At 66.6% G+C, this 23,909-nt stretch carries 28 protein-coding genes and 1 pseudogene; 20 read left to right on the top strand and 9 right to left on the bottom strand.

Translation table 11 applies throughout. The features are described 5' to 3' along the window. Nucleotides 1-139: 139 nt before the first annotated feature. From ACWCP8_RS37665 to ACWCP8_RS37655, 3 genes are all read right to left on the bottom strand, one after another. Entirely contained in the window at nucleotides 140-454 is a 315-nt protein-coding gene (locus ACWCP8_RS37665; RefSeq protein WP_451120897.1) for a hypothetical protein, read from the bottom strand. Between the two features lie 30 nt (nucleotides 455-484). Further along, complete coding sequence (locus ACWCP8_RS37660; RefSeq protein ID WP_451120895.1) at nucleotides 485-619, bottom strand: hypothetical protein; 135 nt, start codon at nucleotides 617-619, stop codon at nucleotides 485-487. 392 nt (nucleotides 620-1,011) lie between these two features. Then, a complete protein-coding gene (locus tag ACWCP8_RS37655; RefSeq protein WP_451120893.1) occupies nucleotides 1,012-1,305 on the bottom strand; it encodes a hypothetical protein in 294 nt (97 codons plus the stop codon). A gap of 256 nt (nucleotides 1,306-1,561) precedes the next feature. Here ACWCP8_RS37655 and ACWCP8_RS37650 point away from each other — a divergent pair, with 256 nt between their 5' ends. The 9 genes and pseudogenes from ACWCP8_RS37650 to ACWCP8_RS37610 all read left to right on the top strand — a co-directional run bounded on the left by ACWCP8_RS37650 (nucleotide 1,562) and on the right by ACWCP8_RS37610 (nucleotide 6,851). Next, nucleotides 1,562-2,284 (top strand): hypothetical protein, encoded by a 723-nt coding sequence (locus tag ACWCP8_RS37650; RefSeq protein ID WP_451120891.1) that lies wholly within the window; start codon nucleotides 1,562-1,564, stop codon nucleotides 2,282-2,284. Nucleotides 2,285-2,393: 109 nt separating this feature from the next. Continuing rightward, nucleotides 2,394-2,777 (top strand): hypothetical protein, encoded by a 384-nt coding sequence (locus tag ACWCP8_RS37645; RefSeq protein ID WP_451120890.1) that lies wholly within the window; start codon nucleotides 2,394-2,396, stop codon nucleotides 2,775-2,777. A gap of 656 nt (nucleotides 2,778-3,433) precedes the next feature. Continuing rightward, nucleotides 3,434-3,787: pseudogene (locus ACWCP8_RS37640) on the top strand (hypothetical protein). Nucleotides 3,788-3,885: 98 nt separating this feature from the next. Further along, the gene (locus ACWCP8_RS37635) at nucleotides 3,886-4,110 is read left to right on the top strand and encodes a hypothetical protein (RefSeq protein WP_451120888.1); all 225 of its coding nucleotides are present in this window, start codon (nucleotides 3,886-3,888) and stop codon (nucleotides 4,108-4,110) included. Nucleotides 4,111-4,248: 138 nt separating this feature from the next. Continuing rightward, nucleotides 4,249-4,413 carry a hypothetical protein gene (locus ACWCP8_RS37630; protein ID WP_451120886.1) on the top strand — a complete coding sequence of 55 codons (165 nt, stop codon included), beginning with the start codon at nucleotides 4,249-4,251 and terminating at the stop codon, nucleotides 4,411-4,413. A gap of 11 nt (nucleotides 4,414-4,424) precedes the next feature. Beyond that, the gene (locus tag ACWCP8_RS37625) at nucleotides 4,425-4,832 is read left to right on the top strand and encodes a hypothetical protein (RefSeq protein WP_451120885.1); all 408 of its coding nucleotides are present in this window, start codon (nucleotides 4,425-4,427) and stop codon (nucleotides 4,830-4,832) included. A 108-nt stretch (nucleotides 4,833-4,940) separates the two neighbouring features. Then, complete coding sequence (locus ACWCP8_RS37620; protein ID WP_451120883.1) at nucleotides 4,941-5,549, top strand: RNA polymerase sigma factor; 609 nt, start codon at nucleotides 4,941-4,943, stop codon at nucleotides 5,547-5,549. Next, the gene (locus ACWCP8_RS37615) at nucleotides 5,546-6,298 is read left to right on the top strand and encodes a hypothetical protein (protein WP_451120881.1); all 753 of its coding nucleotides are present in this window, start codon (nucleotides 5,546-5,548) and stop codon (nucleotides 6,296-6,298) included. The genes ACWCP8_RS37620 and ACWCP8_RS37615 overlap by 4 nt, the downstream gene beginning before the upstream one ends. A gap of 304 nt (nucleotides 6,299-6,602) precedes the next feature. Further along, complete coding sequence (locus tag ACWCP8_RS37610) at nucleotides 6,603-6,851, top strand: hypothetical protein (RefSeq protein ID WP_451120879.1); 249 nt, start codon at nucleotides 6,603-6,605, stop codon at nucleotides 6,849-6,851. Between the two features lie 266 nt (nucleotides 6,852-7,117). Here the strand turns inward: ACWCP8_RS37610 and ACWCP8_RS37605 are convergent, their stop codons facing one another. After that, a complete protein-coding gene (locus tag ACWCP8_RS37605; RefSeq protein WP_451120877.1) occupies nucleotides 7,118-8,305 on the bottom strand; it encodes a serine/threonine-protein kinase in 1,188 nt (395 codons plus the stop codon). A gap of 424 nt (nucleotides 8,306-8,729) precedes the next feature. Between ACWCP8_RS37605 and ACWCP8_RS37600 the strand changes: the two genes are divergently transcribed. From ACWCP8_RS37600 to ACWCP8_RS37575, 6 genes are read left to right on the top strand one after another with little or no spacing between them, the layout of a single operon-like run. After that, the gene (locus ACWCP8_RS37600) at nucleotides 8,730-9,008 is read left to right on the top strand and encodes a hypothetical protein (RefSeq protein WP_451120875.1); all 279 of its coding nucleotides are present in this window, start codon (nucleotides 8,730-8,732) and stop codon (nucleotides 9,006-9,008) included. 36 nt (nucleotides 9,009-9,044) lie between these two features. Next, entirely contained in the window at nucleotides 9,045-9,623 is a 579-nt protein-coding gene (locus ACWCP8_RS37595; protein ID WP_451120873.1) for a hypothetical protein, read from the top strand. Beyond that, on the top strand, nucleotides 9,620-11,878 hold the full coding sequence (locus ACWCP8_RS37590) for a transposase (RefSeq protein ID WP_451120871.1): 2,259 nt from the start codon (nucleotides 9,620-9,622) through the stop codon (nucleotides 11,876-11,878). The genes ACWCP8_RS37595 and ACWCP8_RS37590 overlap by 4 nt, the downstream gene beginning before the upstream one ends. Continuing rightward, nucleotides 11,875-13,134, top strand: coding sequence for an ATP-binding protein (locus ACWCP8_RS37585; protein ID WP_451120869.1), 1,260 nt, complete (start codon nucleotides 11,875-11,877; stop codon nucleotides 13,132-13,134). Before ACWCP8_RS37590 ends, ACWCP8_RS37585 begins: the two co-directional genes overlap by 4 nt. Before the next feature lie 27 nt (nucleotides 13,135-13,161). Then, entirely contained in the window at nucleotides 13,162-14,490 is a 1,329-nt protein-coding gene (locus ACWCP8_RS37580; protein ID WP_451120867.1) for a TniQ family protein, read from the top strand. Further along, nucleotides 14,487-15,050, top strand: coding sequence for a hypothetical protein (locus ACWCP8_RS37575; protein ID WP_451120865.1), 564 nt, complete (start codon nucleotides 14,487-14,489; stop codon nucleotides 15,048-15,050). The genes ACWCP8_RS37580 and ACWCP8_RS37575 overlap by 4 nt, the downstream gene beginning before the upstream one ends. 131 nt (nucleotides 15,051-15,181) lie before the next feature. Here ACWCP8_RS37575 and ACWCP8_RS37570 read toward each other — a convergent pair whose 3' ends face one another. After that, complete coding sequence (locus ACWCP8_RS37570) at nucleotides 15,182-15,481, bottom strand: hypothetical protein (RefSeq protein WP_451120863.1); 300 nt, start codon at nucleotides 15,479-15,481, stop codon at nucleotides 15,182-15,184. A 519-nt stretch (nucleotides 15,482-16,000) separates the two neighbouring features. Here ACWCP8_RS37570 and ACWCP8_RS37565 point away from each other — a divergent pair. The 3 genes from ACWCP8_RS37565 to ACWCP8_RS37555 all read left to right on the top strand — a co-directional run bounded on the left by ACWCP8_RS37565 (nucleotide 16,001) and on the right by ACWCP8_RS37555 (nucleotide 18,992). Then, the gene (locus ACWCP8_RS37565; protein ID WP_451120861.1) at nucleotides 16,001-16,387 is read left to right on the top strand and encodes a hypothetical protein; all 387 of its coding nucleotides are present in this window, start codon (nucleotides 16,001-16,003) and stop codon (nucleotides 16,385-16,387) included. Nucleotides 16,388-16,506: 119 nt separating this feature from the next. Beyond that, a complete protein-coding gene (locus ACWCP8_RS37560; protein ID WP_451120859.1) occupies nucleotides 16,507-17,955 on the top strand; it encodes an NF041680 family putative transposase in 1,449 nt (482 codons plus the stop codon). 56 nt (nucleotides 17,956-18,011) lie between these two features. Continuing rightward, complete coding sequence (locus tag ACWCP8_RS37555) at nucleotides 18,012-18,992, top strand: IS3 family transposase (protein ID WP_451120857.1); 981 nt, start codon at nucleotides 18,012-18,014, stop codon at nucleotides 18,990-18,992. A 446-nt stretch (nucleotides 18,993-19,438) separates the two neighbouring features. Here ACWCP8_RS37555 and ACWCP8_RS37550 read toward each other — a convergent pair whose 3' ends face one another. From ACWCP8_RS37550 to ACWCP8_RS37535, 4 genes are all read right to left on the bottom strand, one after another. Then, nucleotides 19,439-20,197: a trypsin-like serine peptidase gene (locus ACWCP8_RS37550; protein WP_451120855.1), complete on the bottom strand. Its 759-nt coding sequence runs from the start codon at nucleotides 20,195-20,197 to the stop codon at nucleotides 19,439-19,441. A gap of 61 nt (nucleotides 20,198-20,258) precedes the next feature. Beyond that, the gene (locus ACWCP8_RS37545) at nucleotides 20,259-20,573 is read right to left on the bottom strand and encodes a hypothetical protein (protein ID WP_451120853.1); all 315 of its coding nucleotides are present in this window, start codon (nucleotides 20,571-20,573) and stop codon (nucleotides 20,259-20,261) included. Then, nucleotides 20,533-21,117, bottom strand: a complete 585-nt coding sequence (locus ACWCP8_RS37540; protein ID WP_451120851.1) for a hypothetical protein — start codon at nucleotides 21,115-21,117, stop codon at nucleotides 20,533-20,535. Before ACWCP8_RS37540 ends, ACWCP8_RS37545 begins: the two co-directional genes overlap by 41 nt. Before the next feature lie 106 nt (nucleotides 21,118-21,223). After that, entirely contained in the window at nucleotides 21,224-21,538 is a 315-nt protein-coding gene (locus ACWCP8_RS37535) for a hypothetical protein (protein WP_451120849.1), read from the bottom strand. A 581-nt stretch (nucleotides 21,539-22,119) separates the two neighbouring features. Between ACWCP8_RS37535 and ACWCP8_RS37530 the strand changes: the two genes are divergently transcribed. Together ACWCP8_RS37530 and ACWCP8_RS37525 are read left to right on the top strand one after the other, a co-directional pair. Beyond that, the gene (locus ACWCP8_RS37530; RefSeq protein WP_451120847.1) at nucleotides 22,120-22,620 is read left to right on the top strand and encodes a cupin domain-containing protein; all 501 of its coding nucleotides are present in this window, start codon (nucleotides 22,120-22,122) and stop codon (nucleotides 22,618-22,620) included. Between the two features lie 221 nt (nucleotides 22,621-22,841). Continuing rightward, nucleotides 22,842-23,678 (top strand): IS5 family transposase, encoded by an 837-nt coding sequence (locus ACWCP8_RS37525; protein WP_451120845.1) that lies wholly within the window; start codon nucleotides 22,842-22,844, stop codon nucleotides 23,676-23,678. Nucleotides 23,679-23,909: the final 231 nt, after the last annotated feature.

Here is a 23,909-nt window from a genome sequence, read left to right as displayed (position 1 = left end):
CCAGATGCGATTGAGCTGATCCGGCTGGCCGACCTCACCCAGAGCATCAGCGTTCGACCGAGCCCACCCTCGAAACTCCGGCAGTCCGGCACTACGACGCGGAGGTCGTCGTCGCCAGCGGCTTCGTGAACGGGACTGTCTACCTCGGGTTCGACTCCGAGGACCCCTGGGGCCAGCTTCTCAACGCCATCGAGGAAGCCGAGCAGGAGGCCGAGCTCGATGAGCCGTACGCGCGGACCACGGCATTGTCGCCGGTCGCGTCCGCCAGCCGGGCGGCCTGGTCGAACGCCCGCTGCTGGATGCGTTCGATGTCCTCGGAGACGTCGTCAATCGGGGATCCAGCCTCCTGCAGCATCCGCACCGCGGTCTTCAGGGAAAACACGCCCGCGCCGTACCCGGCCACGACGTCGGCGAGGACGGTGGTGCGGTCGGTGGGGGTGTGCGCACCCCACACCAGGCGTGCGGGCAGCGACTCGCCGGCGGGTCATACCTGCCCGGCCTGGTGCAGGCGCTGAACCATGCGCAGCAGCAAGTACTTGTGGTCGCGGGCCAGGCGCATCGCCGACACCAAGGCGTCCAGCGGGCCGAACGCCAGCTGCAGTGCGTACCCGGATCGCACAGCGGCCGGTCAAGGGTGCCAAGACCTGCTGTGGTCAGGCGGGTGTTGCCCGGGCTGCGGTCGAGCAGGTGGTCGACGCGCTGCCCCAGTTCGGCCAGTTGCGGGGCGGTGCTCAGAGGTGTCCATGCGGCCGATCTCCGACAGCGGCCGCCCCGCCCCGGCCTCTACACGCACCGGGAGCGGCTGGCCGGTGGTGCGGTCGATCGGCAGGCGCGCACCGGCCCGGCCGATGTTCGGCGTACCGGTGATGGCTAACGCCGAGGCGGAGTCGGTGTCTGTCGCGGCGAGCTCGTCCAGCAACTGCAGCACCGTTGCCAGAGACGACTTGCCTCAGTGTTCGCCGCCGTCGGGGATGGAGTTGTAGATGTGCACGACTGGGATGAAGTCGCACATCAGGTCCAGGCGGTCCAGCACCTGCCCATCGGAACGCCCCGGTAAGCGGCCTTGTCGGCGGGCAGCGAGTACACGTCGTGGGCGCCTCCAAGATCCTCCAGCGGCCATTCGGCGTCAGACAGGTGGCACGTTGCCCCTGACGGACGGCCCGGGGCCCACGGATAGGTGCGCTGCACGCTGCCGGTGGCCGCATCGAGGGTGTCGCCTACGGTGAGCAGCGGTTCGCCGTCAGCGCCAACAACCAGCTCACGGATCGCGCGACCATCCGGCGTGATGCCGGCGTGGTCGCCCAACCGATCGGCCCCAGCTCGTACGTAATGCGCCGCAGCCTGGCGTTCAACCCGCGAACCAGGTCGGCGGGCAGCTCCCCCGCGACGGGTATTCGGCCGAGTCCTGCTCTCCGCCACCGCTCGTAGCCGGTGGGAGACGCTGCCGGGCGATGACGGATGCTGTGGTTGCGGTACGGCGCTGCGGTACCGCTCTCCGGCAACCAGGCACCACCAGAGACGGGGATCGCCTTTGTGCAGAGGTCAAGGAAAGATGTGCGCCATGGCGGAAGCAGCAGGCCCGAACACGGATAGCCCCGGAGAGTGGGCTGGGCGTCTGGGCTGGACGTACGACTTGATAGCGCCCGACGACGTCGTGCGGGGTGCGGCGCTCGCCCGGCTGGATGCGGCCCGAGCAGAAGCCCAGGAGGCACTCGCTCGGTACAACCAAGCCTGGGTGCAGGCATCCAGGACGGGTACGGAGCCCTTGTTCTGCGAGCCAGAGGTCGTGGCGGCGCGCGAACTCTATGACGCTGCTGGGAGCCGTTGTCTGCCGGAGGCATTGTGGTTCGCGCCGTATGCCGACGACATCAGGATGTCCCCGCAGCTGCCTTTTGCACTGCTCTTTCTGGAATGGGAGGCGCGAAATCCACAGGAATGGCAAGAGCACGCCAAGGCATGGGGCACGAAGCAAGCACTCATTCGCAGGCTGGCGGTGGGCGGCCGCAGCGAGATCATCACAGAGAAGCTGATCGACCTCGTCGAACTCGTCGTGCAGCGGGCCTACCGCTGCAAGGACCGCGAGTACGTGCGGGTGGCCCGAGCCGTTGACGGCGATGAGTTGCGCACCAGGCTCAACCGCGCACGCCAGTCGCACAGCCCATGGGCCCAACTCCATGCAGGCTACGTGCTTTGGCTCCTGGACCATCCGGAGCTCCCCAACACAAGGCACGTCTGGCGGAGCTGGCTCGAAGGCACCCGACCCCCGCTCTGCGCCTGCCGCTGAAGCGCGATGCTTGTTCGATTCGCCGCGGGGCGGAGGGGGATGAGCTGCGAGCGCACAACTGAAAGACACCGCCGGGGAATTGGCGGAGATAATGTGACGGGAACACACCGTGTACCGGGAGCGGTCCGGCGGTGTGGTCATCCGCGGTGAGCATGCACGGCGGTGGATCAGCCTCGCTCCGGCGGGCGGCCGGGACGAGGACCTCGTACGCGCGGGGCGCATCCTGGACGGCGGCACCACCGCTCCGGCGCGTTCAGAGGCCGTGGTGCCCCTCTCCGCCGGTACAGACGTGCTCGCCGCGACCTGCCGTCGCCTGCTCGCCGAGACGGCGGCCGATGTCGCGCCGGTCGCGCCGGGACGGGCAGCGCCCGGACGGTCCAGGTCCAGTCAGTCCGGGAAGGCCGCGCGGCCCAAAGGCAGTGGGAAACAGCGGCAGCCCGCGTCGCCGTGCTCCCAGTCGGCTTTGAGTAACACCGCAAGTACCTCCCGCTGATCACCGACACGGCGATCGCCTGCGCCATCGCCCAAGAGATCAACGACGCCCCCGGGCCGTCCACACCCTGTGGCACTCACGCCGAACGGCTCCCGGCGTATCCGCATGCCCCGGTGCGGGCCCCTCAGCGAACGCATGCCATGAAGTCCAGGGTGGGCAGCGGGATTGCGGAGCTATGCGAGCGAGCAGGGGCAGACCCGGTCACGGGGGGAACCGAGCCTGCCCCTGCATATCGGCGCCCGCGTACCTCCCCCTCGGAGGATGGGCGCCATGACCCCGCCGGGGGATCACTCCTCACAGCGTGCCGCACGTCAGAACTGTCACGGGTGGACGGAGATGGTCGCGATACCGACTCCCTTATGAAGGCACGTACTTGCCGCCATCATGGCTTGGTCACGAATCGCGCACACACCGGGCCGGAGGGCCGTTTTGGCACCCCGAACGAGCTCCTCCATTCCATCCCGAAATGAGCTCTGGTGCGCGAAAATCTGCGTAACTACCTGAACAGACAGCCATATGTGAGTCGCCGCGGGCGGCGGTGTAACAGGCAGCGTCTGCGGAACGCTGAAGCAGGAAGAAGCGGGGCGACGACACGGGCTGAATTTTGACACCTGGAGAGAGCGCACCGACATGGCACTACATCGATCGGATTTCCTGTGAGCAACATCGACCCGGTTCCCGGATACCAGACGTACAACCAGTCCTCGCGGCCGGACCGCTCCGTGCGTCACCAGACCGCCACACGGCGCACCGCCATCACCGTCTGCTCGATCGCCGACATCGCGGCAGGTCTGCTCGGTCTGTGGACCCTGTAGTTCCTGCTCGACGCGAACCAGGCGAATGTGTTCGTCGAGTTCGTGCGGGAAACGGCGGACTGGCTGGCCTGGTGGGCGCAGGACATTTTCACAATGGACACAGAGGGTCTACGCGTTGCCCTTAATTATGGTCTTCCGGCCGCCATGTATTTGCTGATCGGCCATGGGATCGCTGCCCGACTCAACCGAGCCTGACAGCGGGCCGCCCTTTATCGATCGTCACGAACCACTGCCGCCGGCCCCTTCCTCGCCAACGACCACGCTGGGAAATGACGGCAGTCGAAGGGGCGACTGTGACACGCACCTCCGCTGAGAACGATCACCTGCCGATCTATGAGGACCCCGTACGCGAATGTGGTGACGTCGTCGCCGAAGCTCAGCTGGCGGCCGATCACGTGCAGCATCAGGCAGCGGCACTGCTGACGGGACGGGATGCGGCCCAGCAAGCCCATCGCCGGGACGACAACATCAGAGCCGCCGCGGGTGGTCATCCGGAGTGGCGCGGGTCGCCGCCGTAGGTGAACTCGGCGCGGATACGTCCGTCTGTCTTGCCCTCACCCAAGGAATCCATGCAGGAGCATCACACAGGCTGCACACCGCCTTTCGAAAGCCTCGTCAGCGGCCGGCCGATGGAAGGCAGAGAGGAGGCAGAGCACGTGAGTCCCCACTACGAAGTCCAAGTCCTGCTGCACCGCATCGGCCGGTGGTGGGCCGTCGACATCCCCCGCCTCGGCCTGCACGCCCAGTGCCGCACTCTGGAGCATGCGAGGACCTGGCCCGCGGCCTCGTCGCCGAAGCCGTCGGTGCCCCTCCGGACGTAATTGTCCTGGACATGGTGGTGCCCGAACTCGAACCCGTGCTCAGCTCGGTCGCGGTAGCGCGGCACCGTCGGGCGGCCGCGGTGGCCGCGGAGGATCAGGCGATCGCCGCAGCCGTTCAGGAGCTCGTGGACAAGCTGCGCGTGAGCCAGGGCGACGCCGGGCGTCTGCTCGGCATGTCCCCGGGCGAGGTGGCCCGCTTCACGCCACCACGCGGCTCGGCGATCGCGGGCCCAGGTCAGCAGCTCGCTCCGGTGCCCGCGCCGAGTCCGGCGCGACCGGGCGCCATTCCTGCTCCCCGCTCGCGTCCCGGCCCCGCCGGGCAGCCGCGGCAGGCGATCTCGCCCGCCCGGCCCTCCTGGGCGATCCCGGAGGACGGCACCGAAGGCCGAGGCCGACAGGGCTACGCTTCCTCCGGGTGACTCAGGGGTGCTCGGGTGTGATAGTTGTGTGGAGTGGCCACCGACTATTTGGGAGGCCGGTGCAACGTGCCGTACGCTCCGGGGCGTTGGTCGGCCAGTGGGGGAATCGTGGGAAAGGGAAGGCACGCTCAGCGCGCGCCTGCCGACGATCTGGCGCTGGGCGTGGCGGTTACCCAGGCCCAGGACGGTGACGAGGCCGCGTTCTTGGTGCTGTACCGATTGGTCCAGCCGGGCCTGCTCGGCTACCTGCGCGGGACCGTGGATGAGGGTGCCGAGGATATCGCCGCCGCTGCTTGGCGAGAGATTGCCCGTGAATTGCCACGGTTTCGTGGCGACGCGCACGGATTCCGCGGCTGGACGGCGAGCGTCGCTCGCCGCCACGCGCGCGGCCGCTTCCGCCGCCGCGGCGCATCGCACCGCTCGGCAGGACGTCCGTGGACGCCTCCGACCAGGGACCACATCGCCCACAACAACCTGCCCGGAGCCACACTGTCCGCCGAGGCGGCCCTGTTCGCCCGGCTGCCCCGGGCCGAGGCCGAGGCGGTCCTCCTCCGCCATGTCGTACGTCTGGACGAGTCCGCGGTCGCCCGGGTGATGCGCAGGCCCAGCGCCGTCGTACGGGTCCTGGCCCGCCGTGGGGTGAGGAGCCTGGCCCGGCTGCTCGGACCCGATGATGGGGCACATGATGTCGCGCGGACGCTGGGGGAACCGAGATGAACACCCATCGAAGCGGAGACGAGCCGTTGAGCGGCGACGCCCGCCAACGCGAGGCCGCCCCACGCCCCGGCCATAGGACCGGTGACGCCCCGTCCGGCCCGGACAGCACGGCCGAGCGGATCGGTGAGACCCTGCGGCGGCAGCCCGTGGACGACAGTGCGGAGCAGGCCGCCCTCACTGCGTTCCGAACCGCACGCACGGCCAGCGACGGGGCCCTGCGTACCCGACGCAGGGACGACTGGCGCCCGAGAACCCAGAAGCAGCACTGGGCGCGCGGCGGCGCACTCACCCTCGTGACGAGCATGCTGCTGGGCGGCATCGCCGTAGCCTCCATCGGCGTGGTGGACAGCGAGCGGCACCACGCTCCTCAGCCCGGCACCAGCCACGGCACGCTTCGGCCGCCCACACCCACGCCCGGCGAACAGGTCTCTCCTTCCACCAGGTCCGGCACGGCACCCACCGCATCTTCCTCACACACCAGGGCGGCAAAGGCCGTTGAGGCACACTGTCGCGCCTATGAGAAGGTCAAGGACCGCGGCCACGCCCTGGACGCCACGGCATGGCAGCGTCTCGTCCGCGCCGCCGGTGGCGAGCAACAAGTCGCCGCTTACTGCGCCGAGTTGACAGGATCGGCGGACGAGACCAAGCCGGTGCCGACCAAGACGAGCAGGATCGGAAAGGCAGAGAAGGGCCAAGGCAAGCCGAGCGCCGAGGCCAAGCCGTCGAAGGGGCCCTCCCGCCGGCCCTAATTTGATCTTTAACCCCGGGGTCCGCACGATGTCTCGAACTTGCTTACCCGTAGTGGTAACTGCCCTACACGGAGAGCTTTACCAAGCCGTACCCGTTCCTCCAGATGTCCCGGACGACGGGGCCGATGTAGTCGCTGCCGCTGGGGTTCGTGATGGCCCCGTTCCCGAGGTGCAGTGGTCCGCGGTCACCAGCCCTGTCCGCTGCGCAGGTCGGGCGCCAGCGCCAATGCGTCCACCAACGCCGTCGTGTACGCAGCGCAACTGCGTCACTCCGTCTGAAGATCGGCGCGTCTAGGGTGTGCAGATGCGCTCAATACGCACCCGCCGCATCTTGTTTGCTGCTGCCTTCCTCGCCGTCTTCGCTGCTGGGTGGTATCTGGGGCAACCAGTGTGGCCGGAGTGCGGGCAGCGGGCGTCGGCGGGAATAGAGGAGCCGGGCACGGTAGACCTGCTGCCCGACTACAACATGACGGTGACCGCCGCTTCGCTGTGCGAGGGCGACGGGCCCTCACCCCGAATCCTCGCCTGGTTCGGCATATGGGGAGTCGGTTAAGGCCACGGCTATGCCGATGGCAAGGAACCGCGGGCGAAGCGCCGGTAGATCACCTGTCAGCACCGGCCGAACGCCGGGGGATGCCGCCTCGCCGAAGCGGTCCACTTCGGCGGCCAGCAAACCGGATAAACACGGATCGTGACCAGGCCGCACGCCACATGGCCCAACCACACTGCATTCACCGGGCACCTTGCAACCCGAGGCAGTAGGGTGCGCAGCGGGTTACACCGTCCGGGGTACTGAGTCAGGCTTCTGACCGATGCTCATCAGTCGCCGTGACCATGTTTCTTGTGGTCCTCGCCTTTGTGATCCTCACCCTTGCCGCGAGGTTCCGGCGGATTCTGCAATCTCGGCGATGTGGCCGTCTCCGGCGTTGAGACGCCGACAGAGGGTACGGAGGGAGCAGTAACACCAGAGGAGGGTGAGGATCTCGGCCGGGGTGCCGATGCGCCGCCGTCGTCGGAGCTCCAGGCCGCACCGACGGCAGCCGCAGTGCCGAACACGACTACCCCGGCGACACCGATCAGGACCCGAGTACGCCGCTGCGCGGCACCTCTCCCGTAGAGGCGGGGTGGAGCGGCGTCGGGCAGAACTGCCGTAGGCGTCGGCACTGTGCCAGCGCGCATCGCTGACTGCTGCCTGTCGTTCTGGCCTGCTGAGGCGGCAAGCCAGGCGGATATCTGATCGGCGGTGGGACGTTGGCCCGGCTCCTTGGCCAGTAGAGACAGGATGTAGTCCGCGAGCACGCCTGACGCCGCCGGGTTGAGCTGTCTGACGGGAACCGGTGCCGCGTCGACGTGCTGGTGAATCACTGCTAGCGAGGTCTCTCCGACGAACGGAGGGCGGCCGGTCACCAACTCGTACAGGACGCAGCCGAGGGCATACACATCTGAGGCGGGTTCGGCCGGGCGACCCAGGGCCCGCTCCGGTGCCAGGTAGCCGCTCGAGCCCATCACCCGGCCGGTGGCGGTGAGCGTCCTGGACGCCTCATCGGCGAAGCGGGCGATCCCAAAGTCGGCGATCTTCACGGTGCCGTCGGCGGTCAGCATCACATTGGCCGACTTGATATCACGGTGGATGACTCCCTGCCGGTGCGCCGCAGCCAAACCAGCCGCGGCCTGAGCACCAATCTCCGACGCCCGTAGAGAGTCCAAAGGGCCATGCGTAGCCAGTTCCCGGGCCAGGCTATGCCCGTTGATGAGCTCCATCACGAGGTAGAACTGGCCGTCATGTTCGCCGAAGTCATACACGCTGACGAGGTGTGGATGGTTGAGGCGGGCCGCTGTCTGGGCCTCTAGGCGAAATCGGCCGGCCGCCTCGGCATCGGCATCGCCCGGCAGCATCAGCTTGACCGCCACCGCTCTGCGGAGCACCTGGTCGGCAGCGCGCCACACCTCCCCCATGCCCCCACGGCCCAGCGGCTCCTCTAGTCGATACCGCTCCGCCACCAGCACGCCCGCACCGTCCCTTGACCCACGACAACAGTCCCGCGCCACACCTACATATAAGTAATATCTGCGGCGCAGCGCGATTCAGCCTACAAGCCTGGTGTGAGTCCGTTTGACCGTTGTCCGCCACACGCCGTGGTGTCCGCTGGCGTTGCCGTCCCTCTCTGACAGCCTTGGCTGAGACGCCCGCTTTGCCGGGTTAGGCTGGAAGGGCGAGACAGGAGTACACCCCGGCATGGCCAGCACCTGAGAATGTCAGTCGCGGATGGCACCGGACCAGGCTTACGGCCTGCAGTTCTGTTGAACTCTGTCAGCGGTTATTGGCACTGAATGTCGATGAGGGGTGGCACCTTACGCAGGTTTCAGGCTTGATGGCACCCTTTTAATCATTTCTCTCCGTACCTTCTGCGCGCTCTTGTCTGCTGGACTCATGGAGAAGACCAGTTTGGTGGGGCCCGCCAGCTCACGCGTAGTTGCAGGCAGGGTGGCCGGTCCGCTCTGGTCAGACGCGTGCGGCTGGGAGGACCTGGCTCTCACCTGCGATGAGGAGGATCTGACTGTCGGTCGAGCCATGCTGAACCTCAATCCGGGCTGGTCAGAGCGATGGTTGGCGACGTGGAAGTTCGGCAAGGCGAAGATGGCTGGGCCGGTCGACGGGTTGAACTCGGTGCCGTTAGCCGGTTGTGTTCCCTGGCGGGGTTTCACCTGACGCACGCGGCAGTTCCATCGCCCAGGCCTGGAAACGATGCTGTCGACCGGACGCCAGCATGCCTTTGAATCCCATCGGGAGGACCAATTCGTCGTGATGGCGGATTTCTCCGGTGAAACAAAGGAAACGCTGTCGCAGCCATTTCTGCTGAAATTCGAAGGAGAGGGGGGTTGGCGGGAACACATTCCCGATTTCCTCTTGGACTCCAGGCGAGGGCGGTGGCTCGTGGATATCCGTCCCGCGGGCCGGATGGATGACGACGACCTGATGAAGTTCGCGGCTACGGCCGAGGTCGCGCTCATGTTGGGGTGGGGCTACGCCGTGGTCACGGACTGGAGGCCGCTGACCTGGAGGAACGTCGACCTGCTCTACTCCCGGCGACGCCCGATGCAGGACCCGCTGGGCCTGAAGCCGATCCTCTTGCAGGCGGCCCGCGCCGCCGACGCCGTTTCGGAACCGGTCACGTTCCGCGAGCTGGCGGACGTCTGTGAGTTCCCGACTCTGGCACGGCCGGTGATCTTGCACTTGCTCTGGCACCGGCGGATGGGCGTTGACCTGACGGCTCCCTTCGGCGACAGCAGTGTCCTGCGCATCGCGAGGGGGACGGTTCGATGAGCGGACAGGCAGCCGGGCTGCTGGAACTCGCGGTCGGCGAGAGCCTGATCCTGGACGATGAGCCGTGGCAGGTGGATCTCGTCGAACCGCAGTACGGCCGGGTGCTGTTGACGTCCCCGACGGGCACGCGGCAGAGGGTGTCGTTCCGGATGCTCGCCCACCATCCGCGGTGCCGGCGCTCGACGGTCTCGACGGCGTCGGGACAGTACCTGCAGCCGAAGACCGAGGACGATCTCTCCGACCATCAGAGGAAGTTGCTGCGGATCAGGCGAGGCCACCTGCTCGAGGTCGAGACGGGATTCCGTGGCGGTGATCCTCTTCACCCCGGGCCGGGCGAGCCGCGGCCTGAGTACGATCCGGACCGCACCACGGTCACTCAGCGGCGCCGGGCGAAGGTCGCCGAACTGACGGCACTTGATCCAGAGCACGCGAAGGTGCTGGGCCTGTCGCAGGTGAGCTACCGGACGCTGACCCGGTGGGAGTCCAAGCGGCGGATCGATGTTGCGATGGGATGCGCCGACGATCGCTGGACCCCGGCTTCCCGCGGGCACCCGAGCATCACCGAAGAGGTCCGCAAAGCGATCCTCGCCGTCCGGCAGGAGACGCTGCACCGCTCGAAGATCAACATGCGGGCTCGGGTCGGGCTCATCCACCAGTACGTTTTGGAGACATTCGGCGAGGAGGCCGTCGAGAAGATCCCGAGCTACGGCACCCTTCGGGTGGTCTGGCAGGAGTGGTTCGGCACGGGACGCGCACGTCAGCGCTATGCACGCTCCGCACTGCTGGAGACCACGGGCGAACACGTGATCGTCGAACGGCCGGGCCAGGTCGTCGCCCTGGACACCACGGTGCTGCCGGTGATGCTGCGGGAGACGGTGTTCGACGACCCGGTCACCGTCTATCTCACCTTGGCCATGGACGTTTACACGCACTCGCTCGTCGGGTTCCGCCTCACGCTGGTCTCGGACACCTCGACCGACGTCGCGATGCTGCTGCGGGACGTGACGATGCCGTTGCCCATGCGGGCCAACTGGGGCGAGGACATGGAGTGGCCCTACCCCGGCGTCCCCGCGGCCCTGGTCGCGGAGTTCGCCGGGCACAAGGTGGCCGCACTGCCGTTCTTCGCACCGGAAACGGTCACCACCGATCACGGCAGCGTCTACCGCAACCATCACCTCGTGCAGGCCCAGCACGTGCTGGGAGTGAAGGTGCTGCCGGCCCGGGTGCTGCGGCCGACCGACAAGCAGGCGGTCGAACGGGCCTTCGGGGCCGCCCGCTCGATGCTGTTCGAGTACCTCCCCGGCTACACCGGCGTCGACACGTCCGACCGCGGCGCCGATGTCGAGGGCGACGCAGTCCTTACCGTCGAGGAGATGGAGCATCTGCTGGCGACCTGGATCGTCAAGGTGTGGCAACAGCGGCGCCTGGGCGAACACGCCCCCTGCTGGGACCCGGTCGGCGATCACAGCCCGAACACACTGTTCGCCGCCTCCATGGCCCAGGGCGGATGGGCCCTGGAGATCCCTTCGCCGAGCCTCTACTACCAGCTGCTGCCCCGCCACCAGGCCCTGATCCAGGGCAGGCGCGGAGTGAAGATCCGCGGACTCTTCTATGACGGCAGGGCCCTGGACCCCTACCGCGAGGACGAAGGATCCGGGCGGGGCGGACGGCACAAGGACCGCTGGACCGTGCACCGCGATCCCCGCGACGCACGGTTCGCGTTCTTCCAGGACCCGCGCACGCACGACTGGCACGAGCTGCGATGGACAGGCATGCCGCCCGAGGGCGAGATCCCCGCGTTCACCGACGCACGGGTACGCGAGCTGCTGACTGCGGCGAGACAAGCCGGTCTCAAGCCCCGCACGGACTCCGAACTGCTGCCCCTGCTGCTGGAGTTGATTGCCGCGCATGCCACGGCCGAACAGTGGCCGGGGCAGCTGACCAAGGTCCAACGCAGCGAACGGGCCCGCGAGGCCGCCCAGGTGAAGGCGGCCCTTGCCGACCGGCCCGCTGCCGGCACGGCCGGCGCCGCCATCGGCAGCCGGCCGCACCGGCCGGTCCCGGTCCGTGAGGCCGTGGACGCCGAACGCCGCAGCCGTCGCGAGGCCACCGTTCTCCAGCCGCCATCGGCACCACGCCGGCTGGGAGACGGATCCCGCCGCAGAGCCCACGCTCTGATGGCCGCCGAGGATCCCGCCGAGCCGGACACGAAATTGGTACACAACGATGCAGCAGACCAAGGGGGAGCCCAGTGAGCGTTGAGGACAGGCTTGCGACCAGGGGGGTCATCCTGCCGGGGGAGGTCCCGGACCGGGAGAGTGCCGAGGGCTGGACGACGTGGCGCAAGACACGGCACTCCTTCGTCCCCGCACCTCGCATCTCGCGGGCCGAATTCGACAACAAGACCAGGCGGGACCAGGCCCTGCACGATCTGCACCGCCGGGCCACCCACGCCAACCTGCCCCTGCTGGACACCCCGATGAGCCTGGTCATCTCCGATCTGATGCAGACCCGGCTGCTGAACAACGCGATGAAGCGGAAGCCGACGACCCGCCCCGGAATCATGATCAACGGAGGGGGAAACCAGGGCAAGACGGAGACTGCCGCCGAGGCGGCAGCCGCCTTCGAGGACCTGTGGCTCGACCTCGAGGAGTTCGTGGACGCCCCCGAACTTCCCGGAACCCGCGACTTGCGGGCCACCGTCGCCTACGTCCAGACACCGGTCACGGCGACGCCGAAGTCGACCTGCCAGGCCATTCTCGACTTCTTCGGCACCAGCGGCCACAACATGACCCTGACGCAGCTCGTCCGCCAGGTCCGCGGGTCCCTCCGTGATCACCGCACCCGCGTCCTGATCCTGGACGACATCACCCGGCTTCGCATGCACCGCAAGGACGACCAGGACACCCTCGACCTGATCAGGGCCCTGATGAGCATGAGAGTCACCCTGGTCCTGATCGGCGTCGGCATCCCCGACTCCGGCCTCCTCAGAGGCGGCTGGCGGGACCCCGAGACCGGCCAGTGGGAGTTTCCCGAGCCCGGCCACACCGACTGGAAAGACGAAGCTGCCACCCAGACCGAACGGCGCTTCGACATGGTCGATCTGCGGCCGTTCAGCTACGACACCCCCCAGGACATCGCCCACTTCGTTGCCCACCTCGACGGCCTGGAAGACGAGTTGCGGCTGTTCAACGCACGCAAGGGCATGCTGACCGGCGGTGGCATGCCCGAGTACATCTACCGCCGCACCGGTGGCGTCGTCGGACTGATCGAGCGACTGATCGAGGACGGAGCCTCACGGGCCATGGACACCCGCATCGAGGAGATCACCGAAGAGCTCCTGGACAAAGTGATCATCCGCACCCAGCACCCCAAGCGCGACCGGGCCGCCGGCGAAGAAGGCAACGTCCCGGCGGCCCTTCCGGCGAAGAAAACGGCCCGGGCCCGCAAGCGTCGCAACACCGTATTCGACGACAAGGGCGTCCCCCAGAACACGTCTGCCCGGAAGTGAGCCGGCCGCATGCCTCCCTCGCGCCCCTTGGCCCGCAGCCTTCCACCACTGCAGGACGAATCCCTGACCGGCTTCCTCCTGCGGCTCGCCTTCCGGCTGGAGACCTCACCCGCAGAACTCGTGGTTCGCACCGGGCTGACGGACCGGGCACATTTGGCGGCCCTGCCCATGCCGCTTCTCATCGGCCTCGCCGCCGAGCGCCGGCACACCTTCGCCAGGATGATCAGAGCCGGTGACGCCGAGGTCTCCGCCATGCTGCTGGATGCCCACAGCGACCGCTACCCGCCAGCACAGCCAGCCGCGAGCGGGCGCAACGGCATGGTGAACCAACAGCAGCGCTGGCTATTCATGCACGCGACCCGATACTGCCCCCGATGCCTCGCCGGGCGAGGAAATCCCATCGAGCGAGCCTTCGGCGGAGCCTGGAAGAAGTCCTGGCGCCTACCACCCGTCTTCGCCTGCCTGGAACACCGCCGATTCCTGGAACATGCCTGCCCCGCCTGCAATTCGCTGGTTCTCCACACCGCGACTCGCAGCGGAGTCCGCCATATGCCCCGCTGGAGAGAGGACAGCCTTCACCCGGCCCAATGCCGGGCCTTTCTTGACGGAACCTGCGGGAACCGCCTGGACCAGAAACCCGATCCGGCGAAGCGCTTGCCGCCCAAATACCAGGAGTTTCAGCAGTTCTTGTTGGACCTCCTGGCCCCGAGCGGCCCTGGAACCGTTGAAGTCCTCGGACATCAGACAACCCCGGCTCATTACTTCAACGATCTGAGATCTACCTGTCACTTGCTGCGGTCATCCTGGCCCAACTCCCGCCCTTTCCTGGCGAGCCGGGAACTCATTGCGACCCTGGAGGCAGGACTCGTCGACAGCGAGGGCAACGTCTCGCAGTCGAGGTTCGTCCGCACCGTCAGCGACACACCCCTGCTGGCGGCGCGACCACATGCGTCCCTCCTTCTGGCGGCCGACCGCCTGCTGAGGCCCAGCGACCCGGACGCCTTCGCCGGCCACGTCAGAGCGCTGATCACCGATGCTGACCGCCGACCGTCCAAGGTCGGTTGGACCCGAGCTTTTCTCGACACTCGGCCCCACTGCTCCGAAGGCTTCCTGCAGGCGGTCTCATCGGTCCTTCACACATACGCCAGAGGGAACCTCGCAAGAAACCTCAAGGAGCCCGTTCACGCGACTCGTTTCCGCCCCGAGCACATCCCGCAGTTCCTCGAAGAGGACTGGTATCAAAGATATTTCGCTGGCATGGAAGGCATTGCGACAGTCCACCTCCGGCGGACAGCAGCACTTCGCCTCTGCCAGAGGCGTCGGGCGGATCGATCCAGAAGGCGGCGGACCGGATGAGCCTCTTCTTGCCCGGCCCTCTCATCACAGCCAGATTGGCTGACAGTCCCAAACGAGTACACCGATGGGCTCGAAGCCGCCCGGATCCCCAGGAGTTTGAATCCGTAATCCGTGACCTTGCGGCTGAACTCAATCGCCGCGACGACCTGATCGACTACGAGACGCGCAGGAAAGCTCTGACGGAATGGTGCATCGGCCCCCAACCATGGAAAGCGATCAGCGCGAGCATCGTCGTCCCGAGCGGGGGAGTCGCCTCCGGCGGGGGGTTTGCCGCCGACCTGACCGACCGGAAACGAAACATCGCATCCGTCATCCTCTGGACCTTCTTGACTCAGGGCGAGCACGTCTTCGCCCCGACCCCCATTGGAGATCAACAAGACCCGCGAACGCAGAAGAAATGGCGCATGAGCGTTGATGCCGTCTGGGCCCGCATTCGACACCGCACCACACGGCCCACCGACGACCAACTCATCGCAGCCCTTGAGGAGTACGCTGCCTACCTGATCCCGACCATCGACCGCGGCGAAGCCCCATCCATCAACGACAGCCCTTGGACCTGACGACAGTCTCAGGCCGGATGCACCTCCTGGCTGACTCGCAGGCTTTCGGCTGCCAGGTCAAGCAGGAGCGCTGCGGTCATCGCCAGCAGGGTCTCGGCCTCCGGCCGGCCCTATTGTACCTTCGGGACTATTCAGCCGATCCAGCACTCCGGAACGCCGTTCTGGTCGTCGCACTTTGCATCCTGCAGGTCCGTAATCTTGGTCCAGACCCCCGCCGCGTGCCAGGTCCGGGTGGAGAAGGTCATGTAGTAGCCCCGGTCGGCGAACGTGAAAGCGTCAACGTCGATGTTCCCGCCCCCGTAGTGGGCGCCCGGTGCCAGGTACCGCTGGTCACACGGCGCGTGCCACCACGAAGGGGTGGAGCCGGCATTCTTGTTCCACACGTCGCAGTAGCCCGACGTTCCCGACCCGAGAGTGGTGGTGATGTACATCCCCCAGGGCGTGAGGTTCGTGGCCTCCCCGCAGGGGGTAAACGTGCCGCATCCGCCCAGGACGGTCACAGGAGCTGGTGCTGAGGCCTGAGCAGTTGGGCTCAATATGAGCGCGCCAGCACAGCTGACTGCCGCAGCGGCCAAAGCAACTGCCGCCCGCATCTTCGTTCTCATTGTTCCTCCACTGATCTGGGCCAAGCCCAACGCTTGTCCCTGCCGAAATTCGAGCACTGTCCGCCTAGCTCTAACCGTCAGGGCTCCAGAAGTCCTGGCTGAGGTCAACTACGCGGATCTTACGAATGCAGCCCAACTATCGAATAGATAGATTTTCGGCCAATCAAGCCCATGGGTGCCGAGTCGATATAGCCTGTTATGCCTGTTGGCCTACTTGACCTCGGTTCTGCAGGGCCGTGAGCGTGTGACTTAAGATTTTCATGATCGGCCTGAGTCGGCCAGATTCACGGCAAGGGTGACTTCCGCAAGGTCGGCAGCCCAGATGGTGACAGTTCTCGCTGAAAAATGTCAGGTCTCGCTGAAAATCTCAGCACCGCCCCCCATAGCTCCGGATCGGATCCGGCGCCCCGCCCGAAGCGGCGGACGTTCTCCGCGGAGTACAAGCTGCGGATCGTCGCCGAGTACGACGCCGCCCCGACCGGGGAGAAGGGTGCGATCCTGCGGCGTGAGCGGCTGTACCACTCGCACGTGATCGAGTGGCGCCAGGCCCGCGACGCCGGCGCCCTGGACGCCCTGACCGACCAGCGGACCTCTCCCGCCAGGCCGAAGAAGGCGGCCGAGCAGGCCGAGCTGGAACAGCTGCGCAAGAAGGTCGCGCGGCTGGAGAAGGACCTGGCCCGCCGGGACGCGGCCCTGGAAGTCATGGGAAAAGCCAACGCGCTCTTGGCTTGAGATTTAAGCACGACAAGATCGTCTCTTGACGGGGTTCACCGTTCTCCTGACAGCAAGCGCGGCCGTCCGTGATCCTTCGGAGTGTCGAGCTCGAAGGTGTCACAAGAACGGCCGCTGCAATGAGTGTTGTTGATGACGCTGCCCGCGTCGAGTCCTTGTCCGTGTTGTCGCGATTCCGCGCTGACTTCTACGAGTGCCTGCCCAGCCGGGCCGACACGCTGTTCGATCTCACCGACGCGGTGCTCTGTGCTGAGGGCCCGGTCACCTCACTCGTCGAGCTGTCGCTGCAGTCGAACTTCCGACGCGGGCACGGTGCTCTGTATGACGCTCTGGCCCACGGAGCGATCGACGAAGAGCGACTGCGCTCTCTATTGGCGAGCCAACTGCCTGACGGGCCATTGATGTTCGGTGTCGATGCCTCGACATATCCCCGGCCGAGTGCGGAGTGCTCACCGGGCCGGGGACACCACTACGCGCCCTGCCGCTGCGATGGCGACCGCAAGACCGTCCCGGGCTGGCAGTTTCAGTGGATCACCGGCCTGGAATGGGGCTCGTCCTCATGGACGCTCCCTGTCGATGTGGCCCGGGTCCCGGCCACGTTTTGCTCCGTGGCAGCGAGCGCCGAGCAGATCCGCCGCGTCACCCACCACCTCGACCACCTGGGCAGACTCCGCTCCGGCGGCCTCCCGGCGCCGCTGTTCATCCTCGATCAGGGCTACAGCGCCTCCGGCCTCACCCACGCCCTGGCCGACGTACCGGTGCAACTGCTGGTCCGCATCGCCGGCGACCGCGTCTACTACGACGGTCGTCCGGGACCGCGCAAGCCCGGGCCCGGCTGCAACGGCGTGCACGGCCACCGCTTCGAGCTGTCCGCATCGGTCAACTTCCGCCGTCCCGACCAGATGCTCGTCGTCCCCGACACCCGGCGCTACGGCCGCGTCGAGGTCCGCGCCTGGCACCGCATGCACCAGAAAGTCCAGCGAAACGGCTACTTCGCCGACCAGTACCCGCAGCTCAACACCCGCCTGCCTGTCGTCGAGGGGACGGTGATCGAGGTACGGGTCGAGCGACTGCCCGACGGCCGCAGCCCGCACCGCACGATGTGGCTCTGGCACGCCGACCCCACCGGGGCCCCACCGGACATCGATGTGCTGTGGCGGGCCTACCTGCGGCGATTCGACATGGAACACACCTTCCGACTGCTGAAGTCGGAACTCGGCTGGACCGCCGCCCGCCTGCGCACGCCCGCGCAGGCCCTGCGCTGGACCTGGATCGTCGCCGTCGCCTACGTCCAACTCCGCCTCGCCCGCCACCTCGTCGCCGATCTGCGCCGCCCCTGGGAGAAACCGCCCCGAACGGGGCGTGGACTGAGCCCGCACCGAGTACGTCGCGGATATCGACATCTGCGCGACCGGCTGGGCACCCCGAGCCGTCTGCCGAAAACCAGCACTCCCGGCCCCGGCCGCCCCCGCGGCGGCAAGAACACCCCAGCTCAACGACACCCTGTCGTCACCAAGACCGTCAAAACGAACACCAAGAAGACCAAGGGACGCAAGGAGAAGGCTTAAATCTCAAGCTTGGAACTGCTCTGCGAGAGCGCTGACTGAAGCACGCCGCCGCCCCAGTGATCGATGAGGCTTTCACGGGTGTCCAGGGCCAGTTGGGCACGACGGCGGCCTGCCGGCTGACCGGACGCTCACGCGCCACCCACTACCGCCACCTCAGCCCGAAGCCGAGACCCGCACCGTCCCCGAGACCCACGCCCGCCTCGGCCCTCTCGCCGGCCGAGCGGGCCGAGGTCCTGGCGCTGCTGAACCGGCCGGAGTACATCGACCTGCCACCCGCCCAGATCTGGGCACGTGAGCTGGACGCGGGGAACTACTGGTGCTCGGAGCGGACGATGTACCGGATCCTGTCCGCCGCCGGACAGAACGGCGAACGCCGCCGCCAGGCCACCCACCCGCCCGGGACGATCCCCGAACTCCTCGCGACCGGACCCTCGCAGGTGTTCACCTGGGACATCACCCGACTGCCCGGACCGGCCAAGGGCATCTGGTTCCACGCCTACGTGATCACCGACATTTTCAGCCGCTACATCGTCGGGCACACCGTCGAACGTGCCGAAACGGCCGAGCGGGCCGAGGAGTTGATCCGCGAGGCCATCGAAAGCAACGGCATCGTGCCCCACACCGTCCACGCGGACCGCGGCACCTCCATGACCAGCAAGAAGGTCTCCCAGCTGCTGACCGACCTCGGTGTCACCAGGAGCCATTCCCGTCCCAGGGTGAGCAACGACAACCCCTTCAGCGAAAGCCAGTTCCACACCACCAAGTACGCACCCGACTACCCCGCACGCTTCGACTCCCTGGCCCACGCCAGGGAGTGGCTGGACGCGTTCATCAGCTACTACAACCACGAGCACCGGCACTCCGGGATCGGCCTGCACACCCCCGCCTCCGTCCACTTCGGCACCGCACCCCGAACGGTTCGCCCGCCGACCGAGACCACCCGAGATGCCCGGCCAGGTCTGGATCAACGACCCCGCCAAACGAAGAGAACCCGAACCACAAGGTTCATAGCACTACAGACGCCTCATTTGACTTGACAGCTACCGCTTCGCGAAGTCCCTGCCTTCATGGTTGTCTGACATCAGGAACTTCCTCACCCAACAACACTCATGGGTAAGGTGGTTGAGGAGGACGTAGCTCACTGGAGGGAACGCGCTGTGACAGACAGGTCGAACGGATTACATCGGGTAGGGCGGCACACAGGGAGCGCAACGCTCAGCGGCTGGACCCACCGGCGAACGGCCTGGGTGTCCCTTGGGCTTGTCGCAGGTGTGGTCGCTGCTACCGCGGGATTCCAGCTGGTGCACGACAATGCTTCCCCGTCAGCGGACGACGTGACGGTACACGAGGCTGAGAAGACGGTTCCGGACTTGAAGGACTACTGGACTCCGGAGCGAATGCGGTCAGCGGAAGGCATGTAGTCGCATGTGGTGGCGGAACCGGCTGCTGTTCCACCACCACACCATTCACGAGTGACGGTTCGTCACAGGCCGTTCACCGTGTTGATAACTGAGGTGGCGCGGCTGCCGTGCTCCGAGGAGTACAGATCGTCACTGATGCGCTCGTCGGCGTCATTCACTTCATAGTGACTGTTGGCACCCACGATCTTGATGTTCTGCGGGAAGCCGTCGAGCAGCGGGCCCCCGCTGGAACCTTCACCCATGTCGCAGTCGACCTTGATGCGGTTGTCCAACGGGTTCCAGTTGAAGGCGTCTTCAGCGTTCCCGTAGCAGTAGAAGCTGTTCGCGGCCTCGTTGAAGTCGGAGTCCGGCCGGTTGTAGCCGTGGCCCGGATCTCCGAAGTCGTAGACCTGGTTGTAGTCCGAGCCGAAGCCGAACCGGTAGCCGAATCCACCGAGGGCGTCTTGGGTGGTTTCGTAGCCCTCCAGCGAGTCCACGATGACGGCGCCGAAGTCGGCATTGAAGTACCTATCGGAGTCGCCATTGGCGAATGCGGTCGGCACTATGAGGTTGTTGGCGTCCCATATGCCCCATGGGGCCGGGGACTCGGCTGAGCCGTTGTAAGCCGGGGCGAAGGCGATGTTTGTGTAGACGCCGTCCTGACCGCTCATGCCGTCGTGGAGGCAGTGGGCTGCCGTCCACAGGGCGCTCTTGGTGTTGGAGACGATGACCGAGGCGGTGCACTCGGCGGAGGTTCCATCCTTCTTCGTGAAGAAGAGCTTGCCGACCACGTTCAGCGGATAACTGATGGTCGGTCCCGTCCACTTCCGCGAGACAGGCATCTCGGCAGCAAGTATGGAGGTGCCACCCTGCGCAGTCGCAGCATTCGCGGGCGGGTTGGCATCAGCCGAGACCGGGACTTCGTCTGCGATGCGGCTCTGCGGCGCAGACTTTATGGAAGTCGCGCCCGTCAGCTTTGGTGCGTCGATCGGCTTGGCCGCTTTCATGCGCTCCGGCGTCCAGTACTGAGGACTCCTCGACGGCACGCTCCAGCAGCCCGTAGTACGGGTGGACGCCGCCCGCCTCGCCCTCCACGTCGTCCTTGCCGTGGATCACCCAGCGGGTGGACAGAGCGAGACCGTCCTCGACGATCACCAGACCGTCGGGGAAGTCCGCGTCAGTCAGCGCCCCGACGCGGGCGCAATGTTCCTCGGGCATGAGCAGGATCTGAACCGACGGCCGTGTAGTCGAGCCCCGTCCCCGCCAGGTCGCGCAAGTGGTCGCCGGTCTGCTCGACATCCGTCTCGTACTCGCGGTCACCGCGGATGCGCGTCGGGGCAACGATCTCGACACTGTGCCCGGGGTCGTCCGGTGCGAACCCGTCCTCGATCAGCCACTGCGCGATCGCCGCCAGGTCCTCGCCGGTGAACGTCTTATTGGCGTGCGGGACCCGCCGGTCCAGCCACGCCAGGACGTCGGCGGCCGCGATCTCCACCGTGCCGTCGGCGTTCCACTCAGGGGTGGAGATCGGCCCCTCCCAGCAGGGCCGCCCGTCGCGGTAGATGACGAGCTTGTGCCGCCAGCAACGGACCGCAGCAAGCTGCGCGCAGCAGTCCCCGTCGGGCTGCACAAGGATCCTGACGGTCGAGATGTCGTCCAGGACTCTCGACCACTCCACCGTGAGCAGGACGTCAGCGTTCGCGACGACGGCTCCGCCACGGTCGATGATGCGGGTGACATGCGATCCGCAGCCCACTGCCATTGGGCGCACTCCTCGTATCGAGGTGCGCCCGGCCCAGAACCAGCGGCATCGTCAGCGTAGCTCGCGCCGCTGAGCTGGCCAGTGATGGGACTCTTTGAAGGCTCCCTCAGGACGTACCACTGCCCTGCCGACCACCACCCACGCGATGGCTCACCATCATCAGGATGAGGCCAGTCAGCAACAGCGCGCCGCCGCTCAGCGCCCCCCACTGGCGGGTGCCGGGGTCGCTGAGCATCCAAAAGAAGACCTGTTGCCAGCACAGGGCGAAGGCAGCCACCAACTGGCCCCACCCGTAGAGGCGAGGGCGGTGGACCGGCCGCCGGTTCGTGGGGAGCACCCAGCCACGCGTCATCGCCGCTATGCCGGAGGCGGCGATGAGCAACGCCAGCAGAACAACAGGTATGGCGACGTAGAGCTTCATGGCCCCTCCCTGTGCACCGGACCCGCGCCGACGCCATCGCGATCATGACACCCGCCGCGCTGTGCGTCCACGCGCTTAGAAGAGACTGGCGCGCTTGCTTGTGATCACGGTCTTGACCTGCTGCTTAGGCGATACCCAACAGTGCGGCTTGGCGATGTCACCGGGTATTCACCGGAAGCGAGTGTTCCCGGTGGGCGCCAAGGGCCTGGCTGGAGCTCGACCTCTTCATCCCGAAGCAACTTGGTTGGGGGCTGCGCCTTGGGCTGGCACGCCTCTTGCCTGCTGCGATGGTCCGCAGGTGTCCGCGCCTGTCTGCCGGTGTTCGTCGGCGTCGTCACGCAGTTAGACACTCACCCGACGGTGGCCGCTTCACTCCTCCCCGGGTGGGGGCAGGGGCGATAGTTGACGCTTCAACGAAATCTTTGCTACTTTCGTCCGCGTGACCGACAGGCCCAACTTGCGTTTGCTTCTTTCGTGGGGTCGGTCGTTGACGCAGTCTGGGATTTGTTGCTTATCAAAGCAAATACTGCTTTGAGTAACTTTCAAACGGAAGTGGCCTCATGAGCTTTTCACTGATCGAAATGCCGCCCGACGACCCGCGTTGGAACAAGCGTGGAGCGTTCTACGTGCCGTCAGGACAAGGCCCGACGGTGTGGGCCGCAGGTGACGTCTACACCATCAAGGCGACAGGTGCGCAGACGAACGGAGGTTTCGGTTTCATCGAGGCGACGGTTCCGGCGGGCGGTGGTCCGCCGGCTCACGCCCACCCAGAAGAGGAGGAGACCTTTTACATCCTCGACGGTGAACTGGAATTCCTCGACGGTGACCACACCTTCACAGCCGTGGCTGGCGACTTCATCCACATACCTCGGGGGGTCCGCCACCGCTTCCTGAACCGGGGCAACCACGCCGCAAAGATGATCTTCATGTTCACCCCTCCCCGCCTGGAGCAGATCATCGCCGACCACGCTTTGCCTGTCCGCCCTGGCGAGGCTCCCCCGCCGCTCGACGACGATCAGATCGAGCGGTTTGACCTGATGGCCCGAAAGGCCAGGACGATCATGCTTCCGGAATCTTCCTGACAGAGGTGCCTCGGCGCGAAGGACATTCCCTCAATGATGGTGTTCTTGGGAACGATCTTGCGGGTGAGGGCAGGGAGCGCCACATCGGGCCGTGACCTGAGTTGGGTAAGAGCCTCCGGCAGTAGGCGCCGCGGACTTTCGTGATCGACCCCTGTATGCCGAGCAGGCACGAGCCTCAGTGATCATCGAGTTCTCTACGCTCCGTGATCACTGGAGGGCTCGTGCCTGTCCTGCCATCATGCCTGGTCGACCCCCTGTGGGACCAGTTCGCAGCCCTGCTGCCCGAGCATGTGAACACCCACCCGCTGGGTTGCCACAACCCACGGATACCCGACCGGACCGTCTTCGAGCACGTCCTGGCCGCTCTCGTCCACGGCTCCGGCTACGAGCGCATCGCCACCATCGGCTGCTCGGACCGCACCATCCGGCGCCGCCTGGCCCACTGGGCCGAACTCGGCCTGGCCAAGCAGGTCCACGCCCTCGCCCTGGCCGCCTACGATCGCATGATCGGTCTCGATCTCGGCGAGCTGTCCGTGGACGGCTGCATCACCAAATCCCCCTGCGGCGGCGAGAAATCAGGCCGCTCCCCGGTCGATCGGGGCAAGCAGGGCCTGAAACGCTCGGCGGCCAGCGAGGCACGCGGTGTGCCGCTCGGCCTGGTCTCCGCCGGAGGCAACCGCCACGACCCCCCACTCCTCGTACCGACCTTGGAAGCCGTGCAGACCCAGGTCGGCGAGCTGCCGGACGACGTGAACGTCAACCTGGACCGCGGCTACGACAGCGCCAAGTCCCGTATCGCACTGGCCGAGTTCGGCTTCACCGGCGAGATCGCTCGCAAGGGCGTCCCGGCCCCGATCCAGGCCGGCAAGCGCTGGGTGATCGAGCGCACGCACTCCTGGATGAACGACTTCGGCAAGCTTCGCCGCTGCACCGACAAGCGAGGCATCGTCGTCGACTTCTACCTTGCCGCCACCATCGTCACGCTCCGCATGCTCATCCGGCGGGCGACACCGCAATACCGCTGGGACGGCCGCCCGACCACCCGACGTCTCAAGTGATCCCTACTGCCGGAGGCTCTTATGTGCCCCCGGCAGGACTCGAACCTGCGGCCAAGCGCTTGGACTCCTAACAGAACGAGCTTGCGGAATGACTGACCGTCAAGAGTTGTTCTTCTCGCGTTGGCACGGTCGATGTTGGGGGTGTGCGGCGACTACTGGTGTGGGCAAGCGCAAGCCGTGGGAGATCGAGGACGGTCTGTGGGAGCGGATGGAGCCGCTGCTCCCGGTGGT

It is taken from the genome of Streptomyces sp. NPDC002206, from assembly GCF_053593595.1.
This window is presented reverse-complemented; position numbering and strand designations above follow the sequence as displayed.